The organism is Nostoc sp. FACHB-892 (genome assembly GCF_014698795.1).
Taxonomy (GTDB): Bacteria; Cyanobacteriota; Cyanobacteriia; order Cyanobacteriales; family Nostocaceae; genus Nostoc.
In genome coordinates, this window is the sequence record NZ_JACJTR010000015.1 from 95,607 (window position 1) to 113,370 (window position 17,764).

16 protein-coding genes are annotated in these 17,764 nt (G+C 39.6%); 4 read left to right on the forward strand and 12 right to left on the reverse strand.

Annotation, left to right across the window (positions count from 1 at the left end):
• Window positions 1-39 precede the first annotated feature (39 nt).
• The 3 genes from pqqD to pqqE all read left to right on the forward strand — a co-directional run bounded on the left by pqqD (window position 40) and on the right by pqqE (window position 1,756).
• Complete coding sequence (gene pqqD / locus H6G96_RS20170) at window positions 40-357, forward strand: pyrroloquinoline quinone biosynthesis peptide chaperone PqqD (RefSeq protein WP_190913101.1); 318 nt, start codon at window positions 40-42, stop codon at window positions 355-357.
• An 81-nt stretch (window positions 358-438) separates the two neighbouring features.
• Complete coding sequence (locus tag H6G96_RS20175) at window positions 439-654, forward strand: hypothetical protein (protein ID WP_190913102.1); 216 nt, start codon at window positions 439-441, stop codon at window positions 652-654.
• Between the two features lie 4 nt (window positions 655-658).
• Window positions 659-1,756, forward strand: a complete 1,098-nt coding sequence (gene pqqE, locus H6G96_RS20180; protein ID WP_190913103.1) for a pyrroloquinoline quinone biosynthesis protein PqqE — start codon at window positions 659-661, stop codon at window positions 1,754-1,756.
• An 89-nt stretch (window positions 1,757-1,845) separates the two neighbouring features.
• Here the strand turns inward: pqqE and H6G96_RS20185 are convergent, their stop codons facing one another.
• The 10 genes from H6G96_RS20185 to H6G96_RS20230 form a co-directional block, all read right to left on the reverse strand.
• Window positions 1,846-2,364, reverse strand: coding sequence for a GNAT family protein (locus H6G96_RS20185; RefSeq protein ID WP_190913104.1), 519 nt, complete (start codon window positions 2,362-2,364; stop codon window positions 1,846-1,848).
• A gap of 72 nt (window positions 2,365-2,436) precedes the next feature.
• Window positions 2,437-2,877, reverse strand: a complete 441-nt coding sequence (locus H6G96_RS20190) for a cyclic nucleotide-binding domain-containing protein (protein WP_190730140.1) — start codon at window positions 2,875-2,877, stop codon at window positions 2,437-2,439.
• A 150-nt stretch (window positions 2,878-3,027) separates the two neighbouring features.
• On the reverse strand, window positions 3,028-3,495 hold the full coding sequence (locus H6G96_RS20195) for a hypothetical protein (RefSeq protein WP_190913105.1): 468 nt from the start codon (window positions 3,493-3,495) through the stop codon (window positions 3,028-3,030).
• A gap of 3 nt (window positions 3,496-3,498) precedes the next feature.
• Window positions 3,499-5,895, reverse strand: a complete 2,397-nt coding sequence (gene recJ / locus H6G96_RS20200) for a single-stranded-DNA-specific exonuclease RecJ (protein ID WP_190913106.1) — start codon at window positions 5,893-5,895, stop codon at window positions 3,499-3,501.
• A 2-nt stretch (window positions 5,896-5,897) separates the two neighbouring features.
• Complete coding sequence (locus H6G96_RS20205; RefSeq protein WP_190913107.1) at window positions 5,898-6,539, reverse strand: GNAT family N-acetyltransferase; 642 nt, start codon at window positions 6,537-6,539, stop codon at window positions 5,898-5,900.
• A 49-nt stretch (window positions 6,540-6,588) separates the two neighbouring features.
• Window positions 6,589-7,398, reverse strand: a complete 810-nt coding sequence (locus H6G96_RS20210) for a PD-(D/E)XK nuclease family protein (RefSeq protein ID WP_190913108.1) — start codon at window positions 7,396-7,398, stop codon at window positions 6,589-6,591.
• Window positions 7,399-7,615: 217 nt separating this feature from the next.
• Window positions 7,616-9,700 carry a TIR domain-containing protein gene (locus tag H6G96_RS20215; RefSeq protein WP_190913109.1) on the reverse strand — a complete coding sequence of 695 codons (2,085 nt, stop codon included), beginning with the start codon at window positions 9,698-9,700 and terminating at the stop codon, window positions 7,616-7,618.
• A 236-nt stretch (window positions 9,701-9,936) separates the two neighbouring features.
• On the reverse strand, window positions 9,937-11,850 hold the full coding sequence (locus tag H6G96_RS20220) for a WG repeat-containing protein (RefSeq protein ID WP_190913110.1): 1,914 nt from the start codon (window positions 11,848-11,850) through the stop codon (window positions 9,937-9,939).
• Between the two features lie 221 nt (window positions 11,851-12,071).
• Window positions 12,072-12,260 (reverse strand): hypothetical protein, encoded by a 189-nt coding sequence (locus tag H6G96_RS20225; protein WP_190913111.1) that lies wholly within the window; start codon window positions 12,258-12,260, stop codon window positions 12,072-12,074.
• 106 nt (window positions 12,261-12,366) lie between these two features.
• Window positions 12,367-12,606, reverse strand: a complete 240-nt coding sequence (locus H6G96_RS20230; RefSeq protein WP_190913112.1) for a hypothetical protein — start codon at window positions 12,604-12,606, stop codon at window positions 12,367-12,369.
• 731 nt (window positions 12,607-13,337) lie between these two features.
• Here H6G96_RS20230 and H6G96_RS20235 point away from each other — a divergent pair.
• Window positions 13,338-16,862: an NB-ARC domain-containing protein gene (locus H6G96_RS20235; RefSeq protein WP_190913113.1), complete on the forward strand. Its 3,525-nt coding sequence runs from the start codon at window positions 13,338-13,340 to the stop codon at window positions 16,860-16,862.
• A gap of 67 nt (window positions 16,863-16,929) precedes the next feature.
• Here the strand turns inward: H6G96_RS20235 and H6G96_RS20240 are convergent, their stop codons facing one another.
• Window positions 16,930-17,133 (reverse strand): hypothetical protein, encoded by a 204-nt coding sequence (locus H6G96_RS20240; protein ID WP_109011114.1) that lies wholly within the window; start codon window positions 17,131-17,133, stop codon window positions 16,930-16,932.
• A 10-nt stretch (window positions 17,134-17,143) separates the two neighbouring features.
• Complete coding sequence (def, locus tag H6G96_RS20245; RefSeq protein WP_190913114.1) at window positions 17,144-17,707, reverse strand: peptide deformylase; 564 nt, start codon at window positions 17,705-17,707, stop codon at window positions 17,144-17,146.
• Between the last annotated feature and the right edge of the window lie 57 nt (window positions 17,708-17,764).

Below are 17,764 nucleotides of genomic sequence, written 5' to 3' on the forward strand. Positions count from 1 at the left end.
ATTGGGTTCTGATTTTGCTAATTACGAATTACGAATTAAATGAGTACTATAGAAAATCATGCCCAACCGCGCCTAGTTCGGGGTGTGCGTTTACGCTGGGATAACCTGAGAAAGCAGCATTGGCTCTTGGTTCCAGAAGGGGCACTAAAATTAAACTCCACAGCAGCAGCAATTCTAGCACTTTGTAACGGTGAGCGAACTCTGAATGCGATCGCAGCAAAGTTGGAGAAACAGTACCAAGGCGAAAATATGCTAGAGGACGTGCGCCATCTGCTCTCTCGAATTAGTGAACGAGGACTATTAATTGTAGAAGGCACTAGCCAGGAGGCAGAAGTTAGTTTAGGAACTGACAAATAATAAAAATATCCAACTATCTCTTGTGGGGTGAGCGTCTTGCCATTAATGTCAAGTTAAGGCAGAAGCCCAAATGTCAAAGGTATGTTCATCGAATTCGGGGTGTCGTTTGTTGAATTCGGGCAGCCGTTTATTGAATTCGGGGTGTCGTTTATTGAATTCGGGCAGCCGTTTATTGAATTCGGGGTGTCGTTTATTGAATTCGGGCAGCCGTTTATTGAATTCGGGGTGTTGTTTATTGAATTCGGGCAACCGTTTATTAAATTCGGGGTGTTGTTTATTATTTTTGTTCAATTTTAATTTTATGACAATTGATAGACCTTTAAGCTTAATTGCAGAATTAACGTATCGCTGCCCACTGCGTTGTCCGTACTGCTCCAACCCGCTTAATTATGGCGATAACCAGTATCGTCAAGAGCTTTCCACCGAGGATTGGTTGCGAGTAATTCAGCAAGCCTCGGACTTGGGTGTGTTACAGCTTGGCTTGACCGGCGGCGAACCACTACTACGAAAAGATTTAGAATTACTTGTGGCCGCAGCAGCCAAAGCCGAACTATATACCACTTTGATTACTGCTGCTACACTGTTAACTCCAGAACGAGCTACGCAGCTGCGTGATGCCGGACTCGATCACGTACAAATTAGTATCCAAGATAGTCGTGCTGCTGAGTCGGACTATATTGCTGGAACTCCCTCTTTTAAGCAAAAAATAGAGGCAGCAAGATTAGTAAAAGCTTTGGGTTTTCCGTTGACACTTAATTTTGTTCTGCATCGGCAAAATTTAGACAGGATTGATGAGATTTTAGAGCTGTGTGAGGTTTTAAAAGCAGACCGAGTTGAATTAGCGAACACTCAGTATTATGGCTGGGCATATCGCAACCGTACTGTTTTACTACCCACCCGCCAGCAGCTAGAACGAGCAGATGCCGCAGTGGCATTAGCTAGAAAGCGCAATATCTGCCCAATGGGCATCTTATATGTGCTTCCAGACTACTATGAAGATTATCCCAAACCATGTATGAGTGGCTGGGGTAATCGAGCTTTAGTTGTTGCTCCTAATGGCGATGTGTTACCTTGCCAAGCCGCCAGTTCAATTCCAGAACTAGAATTTGCTAACGTCCGTAACCATTCACTAGATTGGATTTGGTTTGAATCATCTGCTTTTAATCGCTTCCGGGGGACAGAATGGATGTCTGAACCTTGCCAAAGTTGCGATCGCCGCCATCTTGATTTTGGTGGTTGCCGTTGTCAAGCGTTACTTCTAACAAACAATGCTGCTGCGACTGATCCTGTCTGTCATCTGTCATCACACCATCACCTAATTACTACAGTTATAAAGCAGGCAAATCAGGAAAACTTGGATTCACCCCTACCTTTGGTTTATCGCTCTATGCAAATGTAATGGGCTTTCTCGCCGTCTTTTGTAAAAAGTTGCCAGGGCTAGTAAAAATTAAACTTTCCAAACATCCTCTAAGATTCATAACAAGAACCTTACAAGGTCAAGCGGTAAATGAATTCATCAGAAAGTTTGCCCTTGATACACTCTGCATTTCGATTTACTTTGTACAACTTGAACCCAAGTTTTTCGACCACTTTACGGGAGGCAATATTGCACTCGTTCACCGATGCGTGTAGTGTGCATAGACTAAAGCGTTGTTCGGCTTCAGCGATTGCTAAAGAACTGTATATTTTAGCGTATCCCTGGTTTTGGAAACCAACAAATGTCATAAAACCGATTTCTGCATATTGATCATCAAAAATACCTATCTCCACAACACCAACATATTGATTTTGGGGAGTTATCGCAACCCATTTCAACCAGATCATAGTCTCGTTATCGGGTGATTTTTCTAGCGCGGCAAACTTGAATTTTTGCTTAACTTCCATGAAAGTCGGAATTTGATCCTCAAGATATTCGTACAGATGTGGGTTGCTTATACAAGAGTAGAGGATCTCGGCGTGCTGTTCCGTAAGCTTTTCTAGGCGCAAGATTACCGCGTCTGCTGCCATGATTTTTCTGATTTTCTTCTATTAATTTCGTTAGATTTACTTTCTTTTGACTATTCAAGATTGACTGGATTATTAACTTCGCAAAGAAGTCACATTCATATCATCATTCAACTTCCGAATCAAACGGGATAACTCACGAATGATATTCACCGCAATTTCAGGAGTTTCTTCGATTGCATCATAAAGTTGCTCTTGCGTCAGTTCTAAAAATTCGCAAGGTTCCAAAGTCGTTGCGCTAGCGGAACGAGGTTGAGTATCAAATACTGCCATCTCACCAAAGTATTTTCCCTGTTCCACCTCTGCAAGTTGTTTATTGCCGATGTGAACTTTAACTTTTCCTGACACAACAATATAGAGCGATCGCCCTTCTTCTCCTTGGCGAAAGATGGTGTAATTAGCCGGAAATGACAATTCATTCATTACTGAAGTGAGCCGCACAATAAAATCATCCCGCAATTCTTTAAAAATTGGGACTCGCCGGACAAATAATAAACGGTCAACACTGGTTAGCATAATTACAACTTAAACATCAAACATTACTGTAAATTTTAAGACTTCAGCTAGAGCGCAATTAGTTATATTAACCGGTGTTTAACACTAGCCGCTAAGAATATTTCAATAGGAGCTTTTCAGATATTAGCTCAACCAGCGTGTAAATATATACTAATTTTCTCTATGTGTAGGAGGAAGTGGTTTTGTTAAAAACCGTGCAATCCCCGCTAAAGCAATGGCTATAAAACATACTGTTATCGGTCTAAGTTTGTTATTTAGCTGTGCAAACTCTAAATCATCGATACCGCCTCTTATCCAGTTCAAAAAGACAATATGAAACAGCAGCCAGAAGAATATCCCAAAAGGGGTAAGTATTGCCAACATAGTAGCTGTTTTATTTGCCCTACTGTGGCGACGTAACCGCAAAGCTACCCAACATCCTAGTACTTCTCCAATCCACCACCCGCTAACCTGTCCTATAAAAGGCGGGATAACTCCCTCTAGTTCAGCATTTGGCATAAATTTCTTTGCATAAACAATCCCTAGATAACCGCCTAAATTCAGCAATGCTACAGCCCCCGTTAGACCTCCTAGAGCTGCTGTAAGGTATCCATCCCACCAATTTCTTTGTAATGACATTTTTTAAACCAAGTTATCATAGCTTGCGATCGCAACAATAGTAGATAAAGGCACTTGGGCAAAATATTGTTGCTGAAATTGTTCTTCTCTGACAGCAGCTAAAAATCTTGCCACTGCTGCATCGGCAACGTTTTCTGCACTATCGCTTGGATGCCAGGTAATTTGTAAATAATTATCTTCTCGTTTGACTGTGAACCCTAAAGATTTTAAAGCTTTGATGCCTACAAGTAAGGTTTGGTCGCTAATGCCGATTTTCTCTAAAAGTTGGACGCGGGTAACTGGTTGATTAGTGCGGCTAAGATATTTGGCAATTCCGACAAGAGTTAGCCAAATTTGATTAGGCGATTGGTGGTTGGGTTTAGACCAAGCGATCGCTAATTGTTGCTGATTGTAAAGCGATCGCCGCAACCATACGCGTAAATTATCCCAATTGGTGGGACAATCTTCAAGAATCAATGCTGTTAGTGGGGCGTTGAGCCTGTCTTGACTTGTGTTAGTGTAGCAGGTCTTAGCCTTTTCTGAGTGTTCTTGATTTCGCAAGTCTAAGATGAGTGGTGAATGCTGAGTGCTTAGTGCTGAGTTAACACTTGGACGCACGGCAATTAATCTGATTTCATAACGTTTTTTGAAGGTGTTGTAATCTAATTCTGCTATGCAATCACACCTTCCTATGGGCAATTCATCTTTGTAGTGTCCCCACCATATACCAGGAAAAGCACTTCTGCCGGAATCATCTCGAATGTCAAACTCGGTTTTAATGTACTGTACCTTTTTCCCTTGCCAATCCTGCTGATTGCGATGCCAAGCATTTTCAAACCAGCAATTTTGAATTAGCAATTTCGGAACAGGATTACCCATTCCACAAGGTTCTAGCAGTTTCAGTTCTAAAAATAACTCTTTCCCCAAGTCTGCTACTGTTACCGTCAAGTCTGCTTGCACGGTTGGCGTTAGGGTTGTACTACCTAAAGATTGCCGCAACTGCTGATTAATCGCGGCTGTAAATAAAGGAATATTCTCCACCAACAAACTCAAACCTGCTGCAAAAGGATGTCCTCCAAAGCGATGTAACAGATGGGCTTGATCTTTCACCAGTTGGTATAAATCGACGGAGTTCACCGAACGGGCGGAACCCCTTGCTAAGGGAGTAGGGGCGGAATCTTCTTCCCCACTCCCTACTCCCGATTCCCCACTCCCTTCCGTACTTAACAAAATAGTCGGGCGACCTGTTTCTTGTGCTACCTGTCCAGCAACTAGACCCAATACACCCGCAGGCCATTGGGCATCTTCTAGGACTATGACGCTGGTGGTTGATAAGTCTAATTGAGTAAGTTTCTGTGCTACTTGCGCTTGCACATCTTTTTGCAAAGATTTGCGGCGGGTGTTTGCGAGTTCTGTAACTTCGGCTAGTTCGTTACAACGTTTGGTATCCCGGCTAGTTAATAATTCAACGCAAAAACTGGCATCGCCTTGGATGCGGCTGACGGCGTTAATTCTTGGCCCCAAACCAAAGGAAATATCTGTGGGGCGATCGCCATTTTTTTGGCACAATTCTAATAATCGCCCCACCCCCGGACGGCGACGCGCTGCTGGCGGCTGTTGAAAATCTGCTTGCAGTCGTTGAATCCCCAACTGTGCTAAATAGCGACAATCTCCGCTTAACTGCACTAAGTCGGCAATTAATCCTACTGCTACTAAATCCAATAAATCCTCTAACGGATGTTTTGCAATATTCGGCAGACTTTGATATAGTGCTTCAACTAATTTATAAGCTACCGCTACCCCAGAAAGATTAAACAGCTGATGTTCCCTTGGCAAATAGCGGGGATTGATAATTGCTGCAACGGGTGGGCGTTCGGCGGGTAAAGTATGATGGTCTGTAACTATTACATCTATATCTAGTTGTTTAGCATAGATAATTTCTTCAATGTTTGTGCTGCCTGTGTCGCAAGTAACAATTAATTTGCAACCTTGTTTTGCTAGGTTATCAATCTCTTGATTATTAAGTCCGTGTGATTCTTTCAGGCGATTGGGAATGTAGTAAATTAACTGAGTATTTTGTTTGAAAAATTGTCCTAATCCATCCCAAAGTACCGATGTGGCGGTAATACCATCAGCATCAAAGTCTCCCCAAATGGCAATTTTTTCTTTGGTATTATATGCTTGTTGCAACCGGGCGATCGCTAAGTGCATTTCTTGCCCAAACTCAAACGGACTCGCTGGTTGATAAGCTTTGTGATTGATAAAAGCTGTTAATTGTTGATGATCTTTAATTCCCCGTTGCCACAACAATTGCGCTGCATATATTCCACTTGATGCGGGTGTATGCTGTTTCACCGCTTGGATAAACCACTCCGGGGGTTGTTCGGTTGCTACTATAGTCCACTGCTGTTGTTCTGGCATTGTTAAATCGGAGATTGATCTTCGGTTGTTTGAGATTCACCTGCTAGGGGATTGAGAACTACTTCATTAGCGACGCTATCGGGTTTACGGGCGCGAATTGCTGGACGCGAGCGCTTGTAACCTGCTCTTTCAGCTTTTTGGTGTTCGTAATCAATCAATCTGCCATAATATTCATGCTTGCTTAAATTCATCGACAAGAAAATATGCTGGCGGATATTACCAAAACCTTTACGGTTAAAAAACTTTAATGCTGAAGTATTGGTGGGATCAGTGTCTACCAGCATAAACCGCGCCCCATCTTCAATCATCCGGGCGACGACTTTATCAACCAACTTGTCTGCTACTCCCCGACGCTGATACTTCGGACTAACTCCTAGCCATAAAATATATCCATAAGTCCAGGATGCTTTGGTGATGATGGTTCCTAAAATGAATCCTGCTAATTCTCCGCCTGTTTCGGCCACAAGACAATATTCTGGATCGGTGTTGTAAAGTCCAATTACCTCCCATTCGTCCCAGGTGCGGTATAAATAAGGATATAAATCGCTGGTAAATAACCCTTCTCCCAAATGGTAAATGGGAGCAATGTCATCAATTCCTAATTCGCGTACATAAATCGCTTCTGTTTCGTCAAAGCTTGACATAAATTTAGAAATTGTAATTTTATAGCCCTATTGGACTTGACAACATCCTTTATATGGGGTTGAGTGAGACTTCTTGAATGCTGTCAAAATTTGGCAATGAGTCTTTCACTGCTTCTTCAGTAGTTTGTGTGCGATCGCACCGTTTAACAAACTGACAAAAATTACAGTTTTTGCTACCCTCCACTACTTGAGGAAACTGCTGATTATTTTGGTAATCTTTCAACCAACGCGTTAACTGACTTAATAGTTGATTAAGTTTGTTTGCTATTTGTTTGTGTTGAACAGTATTGTAATTAAATTTAATATTTTGCGGCTTCCCCTCAGATTGGACAAACCAGTAAGTCATGGAAATATTTTCTGGCAAATAGTCGCTAGTTTCTGCCAATACATACAGATAAAGCCGTGTTTGCCAGTTGGATTCTAACTTGCGTTTATTGGGTGGTTTCGGATAAGTTTTCCAGTCGAGAATTTGCGCTTGTTGGTTATCTGCAATCAATAAATCATAGACAACCGTTAACAAATAATCTTGGACTTGCAGAGTCCGGTAGTGTTCACTCTCACGGAAAGTTTGATTATCAGATGCAGACGTTAAAATTTCTGGGGCTGCATCGGCAAAAGCTAACATCCAGCTTTGCAGTTTAGCATCTGCTTGCAGGAAACTATCAATTGGCAAACCCATTTCTCGCTGCTGCATTAGCAAGTGAAAACGACTACCCAAAGTTTGCCGTTCTTCTTGTTCTGGATTTGAGGGCGAATTGAGTTTTTCTAGATAGGTATGTTGGAATTTACGCGGACAAGCTTCTAGTAAGTTGAGTTGTCCTTGAGACAGTCGCAGTAGTTGAGTAGGAGTTGACAGCATTCTTCTATTTTAGAAGTAAATTCTGGTCTGTAACTCACCCTTGGCAGGCTATCTGTAAAAAAAAGGTATTTTTTACTGCATTCACAAATATATTAGGGCTAGTATTTGATTTTTGAAAAAAATCAGTACAACTAAGAAGCCTTCTTTCCCCTTTCCTATTGCCTATTACCTGCCTCCACAACTCATCTCACAATCTCATTTAGGATTGCTATAGTTCTCATGTCTGCTTTTGAAGCCCCTTTAAAATTAAGTAAATCATCTCATCTAAATCTTCACTCTCAAATAAAGCTCTATTTTCTGACTCCTCTAATTTATTGTTCATACCCTGTAAACCTGTATCATGAAAAGTCTTAATTAAAGCATTATAATCAATAGCTGGATGAGGAGAACCTAGACGAGAACGTTGGTTATAAAACTCAACTGTCTCAGCATAAGTCTGGCTTTGGGCAGCTTGCTCTTCCCATGTCAATACCAGTGGAGTAGCTCCCAGTAAAGCTTCTCCTACCGCCTTAGCACAGCCACCAAATGCACCTAATACAAACAAAGGCTTATGATTGCTTAGTGTTAGCGCTGCTTCTTCAGCAATACCGGGAAATACTCCCTTATAATTAGTAACCTGACCTCCAAGAATAATTCTTGCATCAATTTGTTTTGCCATTTGTTCTCGCATTGCTGTCAAAGAACGCATCCAAACATAGCAATTTTCTTTGCCTTCTGGCTTCAGAAACTCCTGGTCGTTAATCTCAAAAGGTTGCTGCTTGATATCTTCTGGAAGAGGAATTGCTTGAATTGAAATTTCATTCCTATATTGTGCCCGCCAGGTAACATCTTCTTTTACTTTTAAATGTAGTGGCCAAGCAAGAAAGCTGAGTATCTTCTTTTCAAGCTTATTATTTTCCTGCTGATTGTAGGCTTTGACCATCTCAATCAAATCCTGTGTAAAACCATCTTGGCGAAGGTCGCCACCGTATGCTACGCTTGCCCCTTGAGCAAGTAGATGACGACTGATTTCGAGCAAAGCACGTTTGAGATGATAATCACTAAAACCAAGCCTTGCCAGATCGGGACTATCGGAAATAGAAATACCAACAACTTTGCCTGAAAGTGGCTTTTTAAAATCATCTGTAGCAATTGAAGTTACAGGCTGAGAAGGAGTCCAAGCTTTTATATTTGAATTTACCAAGTTTAGTACGTTTATTTCATTATCCCCTAAAGGAGGATCAGGGTACATTATTAGCGTCTCCTCACGTTGTTTATTTTCCTGCCAATATTGTACTAAATTCAAAAGTTCAGGAGCAAAAGGTAAAACTATTGTCTCTTCTGGAATATTGCGAATTTTTTTCAAGTTATCCACATATTTTGGAAAATATTGATGCCGCAATACTTCAAGTAATATTTTTCTAATTATTAAATATATTTGAGATTCTTGCCAAGTAACAGTAGGAACATTTCCTAAATACGGAAAGCTGCGTTCTTCTCCTGCTTTAATAGCATTAATTACCAAAATAGGAATTTTATATTTTTTAGCTGTCAAAACTTCCCAATGACACCAATAACGTGAAGCATAGGCATCAGTCTGGAAGATCAGCATAGCACAAGATTTTAAAACTTTTTCAATCTCTTGTACAAAATTATATCCTGAATGAATATCTTTAGTATCTAAAAAAGTGTTCAAAATCTGATCTTTGTTAATCCAGTCATGAACTTTTTTTGTAATTTCATGTCCATCATGTCTAGTATAACTAAGGAATAGTTTTACAGGTGCTGTTATATCATTATCTAAAGAAATATTTTCCTCAATTTGTTTTATTTGTTTCATTTGTCTACAACATATATGTAGAATATTCCTCAGTAACTTTTCTTTTTGTTGAGTAACATCACTTTCCCCATAAATTCCTTCTATAAATTGAATTTTATTCAGTTTTTGACTCAAATTATAGAAATATTCTGTAAATGCTACAGGATAAATGTGGTGGTAGGGATTTATTAAATCTTTATTATCATAGAGTTGTTCAATGTATGCTCGCCAATTGTCGCAAACTACCATATTGTTATCTACAAATATGAAAATGGCAGAATTGAGACATTTTTTGATGTTTATCGGCTTGGGTAAAGTAGTTTCTTCTGTAAATGGTACTGAACAAAAGTGAACCGGAATTCCAAGCCCCTGTAATAAAGGATGCTTTGGGTCTCCACAAATGTTGCTAAAGAGATGTTTTGCAAGCTCCAAACCATTAAAAAACTTTTGATGCCAAACAATATAGATTCGGAAATACGGCAAATAATTAATATTACTAGACATTATTCTAATCTCCTATCAAATGAGACTTTTAAATATTATCAGAGTTTTGTTTTAGTAGCTTTGGTATGGTCGTAAACCAATTTGAACACCCAAATTAGGAATCTAAATTAAATTTACTACAAATTGGGTAAGGAGGAGTAACCATTGGCTGCTCCTCCCTTTAAAAACGATTATTATTCTATTTATTGCTAGTTTTATTTTTTGGAACTCCCTTAAGTAAATTTCAAGAGCCTAAATTACTTGAGTAAGTCTGAGCAAATCCAACCAACCTTATTATTCGCTTCGACTTCATACCAAGTTTCTTTAACAGAATTTATTTTTTCATTCAGGATGGTTATAGAACTACCATCTCGTATTTTATCTAGCAAAGTTCCTTTAATACTTGGAGTGCCCCGCAAGTTTATGAACCCAGTTGATGTTTTAGTAATTAAAGTTTTGATTGGATGAGAGATATAGCCACATTTTTTATCCTGCTCCTCACCCTGGCATACATAAGCCAATCTTTCTGAAAAATTATTAGCTTGAGAAAACTGTGGTTGAATGACAGGATTACCTTGACGGTCAATATAACCCCACTTACCATTCATGTATATAGCAGCTAAACCTTCTGAAAAGTCGTGCTTATTATCTAAATGTTTACACTCAGCCTTGTTACTGATTATGTCTGTGGCATCACAGTCAAATCGTCGACGGGTATCTCTAGGTTCATCAAATTGTGGTTGAATGACGATATTACCTTGACGGTTAATATAACCCCACTTATTATTTTGTTTTACAGCAGCTAAACCTTCTGAAAAGTAACTAATCTTATCAAATTTTCCTTCAATTATAGGTTTTCCATCTTTATCAATGTATATCCATTGATTATCTTTTTTTACTGGTGCTAGACTTTCTCTAAATTGGTAAGCTTCGTCAAAAGATTGACGAATTGAAAAAGTACCAGCTTTATTGATGTACTCCCACTTGCCATCAATTTTAACTGGGGCAAGTCCTTCAGAAAATTGACCAGCACCTGTAAATTTTCGTTTAATAACTTCGTTGCCACTAGTATCTATATATCCACAAGTAGAAACATGGCATATATATGCTTTACCTTCAGAAAACTGGCCAACCCTATTATAACCATACTGAGGTTTAATTTGGTATTCGCCTTTTTTGTTAATAAAGCCTCTATTTTCTCCATATTTCCATGCTAATGCTAAATTATCTGGTTTAGAAAAGTCTAAAGCTCCATCGAAATTTGGCGGAATTTGAGTATTACCTTCTCTATCTATATAACCTGCCTTACCATTAATTCTTACTCTTGCGAGTCCATTATTAAAATTACCACCGCGCTCTATTCTTGGCTCTAAAACAAATTTAAATTCAGGAGTATGACTGGGAATTATTGGATCTATAGTTTTATTATTTTTAGGTATATTAGGAGGAATTGCAAATGATATACTACCTAATAAACCTATGACTGCTAATACTAACCCTCCAGATATAACATAAGGCATCCTTATAGTAATGTTATCCTTTAAGTCATCTTTACAAGCTAATTTGATAGCTTTTTCTAATTCACTAAAAGCCCATAATTTCCAAATAAACGGAAGTGCTAACTTAATTTTTATTTTTCCCAAATAAAATTCATGTTCTTTTATTTTTATCCAATGATAATCTTGTAAAAAAGCTTGAATTCCCTTTTCTATGTTTTCTATATTTTCTATATTATTAAGATTGTTAATGTTATTAAATTCTGTTTTTTCTTCTTTGCTTTTTTCACTAGTGTTATCAAATGCTATTTTAATATCTTCATATTTTTCAATGCCTCGAAGAAGAATTGGAATTACTCTTTTATCACTCTTATTTTTTTGGTCTTTTTTTACCTCTTTTTGTATATCAAATATTTCTTTTATCTGAAAAGGACCTAATCCATTTTCACTTAAAAAAATCAAAATTATTTTTGATTCAGTGATTGCGTCACTAATATTTATTTTATACTTATCTCCAGGAGTAATTCTGTGTTGATCTAGCCATGATACTACTTTTATAGTTTTAAAAAAATTCAAAGAATAGCGTTTATTATCAAGATAAGTATGAAACTTATTTACCAAGTTTTTATCTTTACTGTTATGGCATAAAAATATAGTTACTGATACTGTCTTCATGTTTGTATAACTCCTTTAAGTTTCAGTAGTACTGCTTAGTCTCTGTACAAAGCTACAAATGTACAGAGTAGAATTCCAGAAAATATATCAATTTAATTAGATTTTTAATAGCTATTTTATACTTTGGAAAAAGAAAAATATGTCTTTAGTGTGAATGTATCTATAGTTAAGAATTTCAGCTTTAAATTAATAAGTTGTACACGAATTGCTAATTTAAAAAGCTAGGGCAGAGATGGTGTTCTGTTCATCTCACTCACACTCAAATATCGCTTTAGAGCTGCAAGAGAGCGATGACCGCTAATTGAATGAGTAAACTCTCCCACTTGCCTAATGTCTGAGGTGGGAGTTTTCAGCAGCCGTAAAAGTGGCGAAAGTGTTTCTCCACCAAAGCCGTTGCTGTTGTTGGGCATGATATAATATGCCAATGAAAAGTTATAAAGCCTTTGACTGAATGAAATTTAGCCAAAGGCTATTTAATAAGTTTGAGCATTAGCCTTGAATAGTAACCCTGTTCTGTTAACCCCAAGACTCAATAATCATGGCGATCGCAAATAGACAGACTAGGGAAATTGCTATCCTTGCAACCCATATCCAGACAATTTCGGATAAAAGCATCGCAACTATCGTGATAGCCCCAAAAGTGTGAGACACAACAAAGACTACTGCAAGACCCAGCAGGGCCAGTAGAAAATACTTGAGTCCTTTAAAAAACCACCTCAACAGCAGACTATCATTGTCTTTAAAATTGGGTTTCATCCTTTTTTTCCTGTTTTGAAAGTTGAATCTAGGTAGCAGGTAGTGCTTCCCCGACCACACTAAGGAAACAGCTAATACCCACAGTGTTGCTCCCACCAAGTCAAGCTAAACAACAGTCCTACTCAAGAGTTACAGTTGGAATGCTGCGGAATGTGGGCTTGATATTTGCAGATAATGAAAAATTAAACTCCTTGAATCAATTGCCAAGGCAATCTTGATATTAAAATTAGGCGTTCAATGCCCGTAATCGCACATAATACGCACTACGCGCATTGAACCCTCGCAATTCTCCTTTTTAAGAATCGACGTTTTCTACCTTTACTTATTACTCACAGGACTTACGCAAAATTATGAAATAAACCTAGTTCCCGTTCACGTTGGTGTTCGCGTTAGCGTCTCTGAAAGAGAAGTTTCTCGTAGAGAAGCGTAGAAATCAAAGTTTCAAAAAAATATTGCGTAAGTTTTGACTTATCTAAGTCTCTTTTTTGCCCGTAGCCTTACTAAGTTACTATTTTAAACTGTTAAATTCACTATAAAGTAACTAAGTTACTTAGGTCAAGGCAAACTAGAGAGAAAATTATTTAAACAGCATCAAGATGCCACAAATATGCCTGAAATCAGATCCCTCATAGACGAAGTTTCCCACCGCGTTCAATGAATACTCACTTTTAGCAGTAATGTTGTCTCACCTAGTGAGGTAACATTGGTGTGTAGCGAGTGTGAGTGTAAAGGTGAGTGTGATTTCTGAAAACGTTCTTTTAACTTTAGCCCAAAAACGATGCTTGTCTAGCAGCGAGGTAGAGGTCTTTTTGTATGCTGTTCAAGGACAATCGCCAAATGCGATCGCAAAGGAATTGACAATCAGCGCCGAGGCTGTACGCAAAAGATTAAGCGAAGTTTACAAAAAATTTAATGTTACTGGTAGCGGTCCAGGTAAGCTCACTAAGTTACAACAAGTTATCGAATTTGAATATCAAGCATCTTCACTGAATGAGAAACTCATTGCCAAACACCACCAAGATTGGGGGCAAGCGCCTGGTATCTGCGTTTTTTATGGACGTGTAGCAGAATTATCTCAGCTAACGCAGTGGCTAATCAAGGATAACTGCCAAATGGTGGCAATATTGGGCATGGGTGGAATTGGCAAAACTGCCTTATCTGTGAAGTTAGCAAAGGAAGTTCAGGAGAATTTTGAATACCTGATTTGGCGAAGTCTCCGCAATGCGCCACCCGTATCAGAGATGTTGGCAAACTTGATCTATTTTTTATCTGATGAGAGAGAAACGGAGTTAGCAGAAAATGTAGATGGTCGAGTAACTCTGCTGATTAATTATTTACGAAAGCGTCGTTGTCTTTTGGTATTAGATAATGCAGAGACTATTTTACAAGAAGGCGATCGCGCCGGAGAATATAGACATGAATATGAAGATTATGGTCAACTACTCCAACGGATAGGGGAGGAACCACATCAAAGCTGCTTGGTGCTGACTTCTAGAGAAAAACCAAAAGAATTTGCCCCTTTAGAAGGAGAAGCATCACCAGTCAGAACATTATCCTTAGTTGGCTTGGGAGAAACAGAAGGGCAAGAAATCCTCCAAGACAAAGGATTATTTGGTTCACAGCAGGAATGGGGCAAACTGATTGAGAAGTATTCAGGTAATCCCTTAGCATTAAAACTCGTTTCTGAGCCAATTCGGGAGTTATTTGATGGTGATATCGCTGCCTTTATTGCTGAAGGGGAGATAATTTTTGGCGACACCCGGAAATTATTAGATCAGCAATTTGAGCGGTTGTCAGAGATAGAAAAAGAAATAATTTATTGGCTAGCAATCAAGCGTGAGTTAGTTTCTCTGGAAGAATTGCTAGATGATACTGTGCGTCCCTTGCAAAAAAGGGAAGTAATGGAGGCGCTAGAATCACTACGTAGGCGATCGCTAATTGAACAAAGAACGGCACTTTTCACCCTCCAGTCTGTGGTGATGGAGTATATGACTGAGCGATTAGTTGAAGAGGTTTGTCACGAAATTACCACTAGTGAGATTAGACTATTTCTGAGCCATGCTTTAATGGAAGCAACGGCCAAAGATTATATTCGTAACGCTCAATTTACCCTTATTATTAAGCCAGTTATAGATAGGTTATTAACAATTTTTAGATTTACTAAAAATCTAGAAACTCACCTATCTAAAATTTTATTTTCCCTACAAAATCAGACTCCACAAACAGCAGGATATGCAGGTGGAAATCTGCTCAATATGCTTTGTCAGCTACAAACTGATTTAAGCGGCTATGACTTTTCTAATCTAACTGTTTGGCAAGCATATTTACAAAGTGTGAATTTGCATCAAGTGAATTTTGCCAACGCTGATTTAACTAAGTCCGTTTTTGCAGAAACATTAGTTAGTATTTCGTCAGTGGCATTTAGCCCAGATGGAAAACTTTTAGCTACAGGTGATGCTGATGGCAAGACTTACTTATGGCAAGTTGAAAATGGAAAGCTACTTTTTACTTTTACTGGACATAGCAGTTGGGTAAAATCAGTTGCCTTTAGTCCCGATGGTCAAATTTTAGCTAGTGGCAGTGATGACCAAACAGTGAAGTTATGGGATGTCCAAGATGGTAAGTGTCTCACAACTTTGCAGGGACATAGCAATTGGGTAAGGTCAGTTGCATTCAGTCCCGATGGTCGAATTTTAGCTAGTGGCAGTGAAGATCAAACAGTGAAGTTATGGGATGTCCACACGGGAAAATGCCTCAAAACTTTGCAGGGAAATACCAATCGAGTCAGGTCAGTTGCCTTCAGTCCTGATGGTCAAACTTTGGCTAGTGGCAGTGAAAAGCAAACAATAAAATTATGGGATGTCCAAACGGGAAAATGCCTCAAAATCTTGCAGGGGCATAGCAGTTGGGTAAGGTCAGTTGCTTTTAGTCCTGATGGTCAAATTTTAACGAGTGGTAGTGACGACCAAACAGTAAAGTTATGGGATATCCATACAGGAAAATGCCTGACAACCTTGCAGGGACATAGCAATCGGGTGTGGTCGGTTGCCTTTAGCCCTAATGGACAAATTTTAGCTAGCGGTGGTGACGACCAAACAGTGAAGTTATGGGATGTCCAAACGGGAAAATGCCTCAGAACCTTGCAGGGGCATAGCAATCGGGTAATGTCAGTTGCTTTTAGCCCCGATGGTCAAACTTTGGCTAGTGGTAGTGAGAACCAAACAGTGAAGTTATGGGATGTCCACACAGGAAAATGCCTGACAAGCTTGCAAGGGCATACCAATCGAATCAGGTCAGTTGCTTTCAGTCCCGATGGTCAAACTTTGGCTAGTGGCAGTGAAAAGCAAACTGTGAAATTATGGGATGTCCGTAACGATAAATGCCTCAAAATTTTGCAGGGGCATAACAGTTGGGTACGGTCGGTTGCCTTCAGTCCCGATGGTCAAATTTTAGCTAGTGGCAGTGAAAAACAAACTGTGAAATTATGGAATGTTCACACTGGAAAATGCCTCAAAAGGTTGCAGGAACATACCAATCGAATTAGGTCAGTTGCATTCAGTCCTGATGGTCAAATTTTAGCTAGCGGTAGTGACGACCTAACAGTGAAATTATGGGATGTTCACACTGGAAAATGCCTTAGAACCTTACAAGGGCATACTACTTGGGTAAGATCGGTTGCTTTCAGTCCCAATGGTCAAACTTTGGCTAGTGGCAGTGAAAACCAAAGAGTCAGGTTATGGAATATTCATACAGGACGATGTCTCCAAATTTTGGAGGGACATAGTAATCGGGTCAGGTCAGTTACTTTCAGTCCCGATGGTCAGATTTTGGCTAGTGGCAGTGACGACCAAACTGTGAAGTTATGGGATGTCCATAATGGCCAGTGCCTCACAACTTTACAAGAACATACTAATCGGGTATGGTCAGTAGCTTTTAGTCCCGATGGTCAACTTTTAGCTAGTGGCAGTGCAGACCAAACGGTAAAATTATGGGATGTCCATACTAGTAAATGCCTCAAAACCTTGCAGGGAGCAAATTGGGTCAGGTCAGTTGCCTTTAGCCCCGATGGTCAAACCCTGATTTGCGGTAGCCAAGATGAGACAATTAAGCTTTGGGATGTATTGACAGGTGAGTGTAGAAAAACACTGCGATCGCTAAGACCCTATGAAGGAATGAATATCACCGGGGTAACAGGGTTAACCGCAACGCAGTTAGTGACCCTAAAAGCTTTAGGCGCAGTGGAAGATACAGAGTAAAAATAAAAGGTAAAAGGATAAACTTTGCCTTTGTTTCACCCTTTTACCTTTTTTATATACCTGATGCTTATTTCATGTTAGCCCTTGCGTCCTTCACTGCGGCAAAGAAAAATAATCCTGTGAGTGGAATGCTCAATGCCAGGATAATCGCAGTGGCTGTGAAACCAAAATCTGGCCGTCCGTAGCTGAGTTCAAAAATCGAACCGACAGCTGCTATTGCACTTACACAAGAACCACCCAGAAATAAACCGCTTTTTGGAGTTAAATACACTACTAATCCCCTATGCTATTGGTTTCACCGCTTGATACGAGAAGCCATTCTTAGATAGCTCCTGGGCTAAAGTCAAGGAGTTTTCTACACGGTCTACAAATACCACGCCGTTAAGGTGATCCATCTCGTGCTGAATGCAGCGTCCTAACAAGTCATTAGCCTTTAATGTCCGGGGACGACCATACTCGTCTTTATAGGCGATTTCCACGACTTCGGGGCGCTTTACATTTAGATATACGTTGGGAATGCTCAAGCATCCTTCTTCGGCAACAGAGATGTCGCGGCTTACCTGTTTGATAGTGGGGTTAATCAACACCAAGGGCTGATTAGCGGCATTTTCTGGTTCCAGGTCGATAACAATTAGTTGTTTGTGAATTCCCACTTGGGGCGCAGCCAAACCAATGCCATCTTTGCTGTACATGGTTTGCAGCATTTCGCGCACCATCTGGCGAAGCTCGTTATCTACTTTCGAAATTCGCTTTGCAGCTTGACGCAGCACGCGATCGCCTAAATAATGAAGCTCCAAAGGTGGATTTTTTAACTTTTTTTTCTCTACAGCAATTTCAGAGGGCATGAGTCTTGATGGCTAGTGGTGAAAATTCTTACTACTCTAATTCTATCAAGCTGGGAA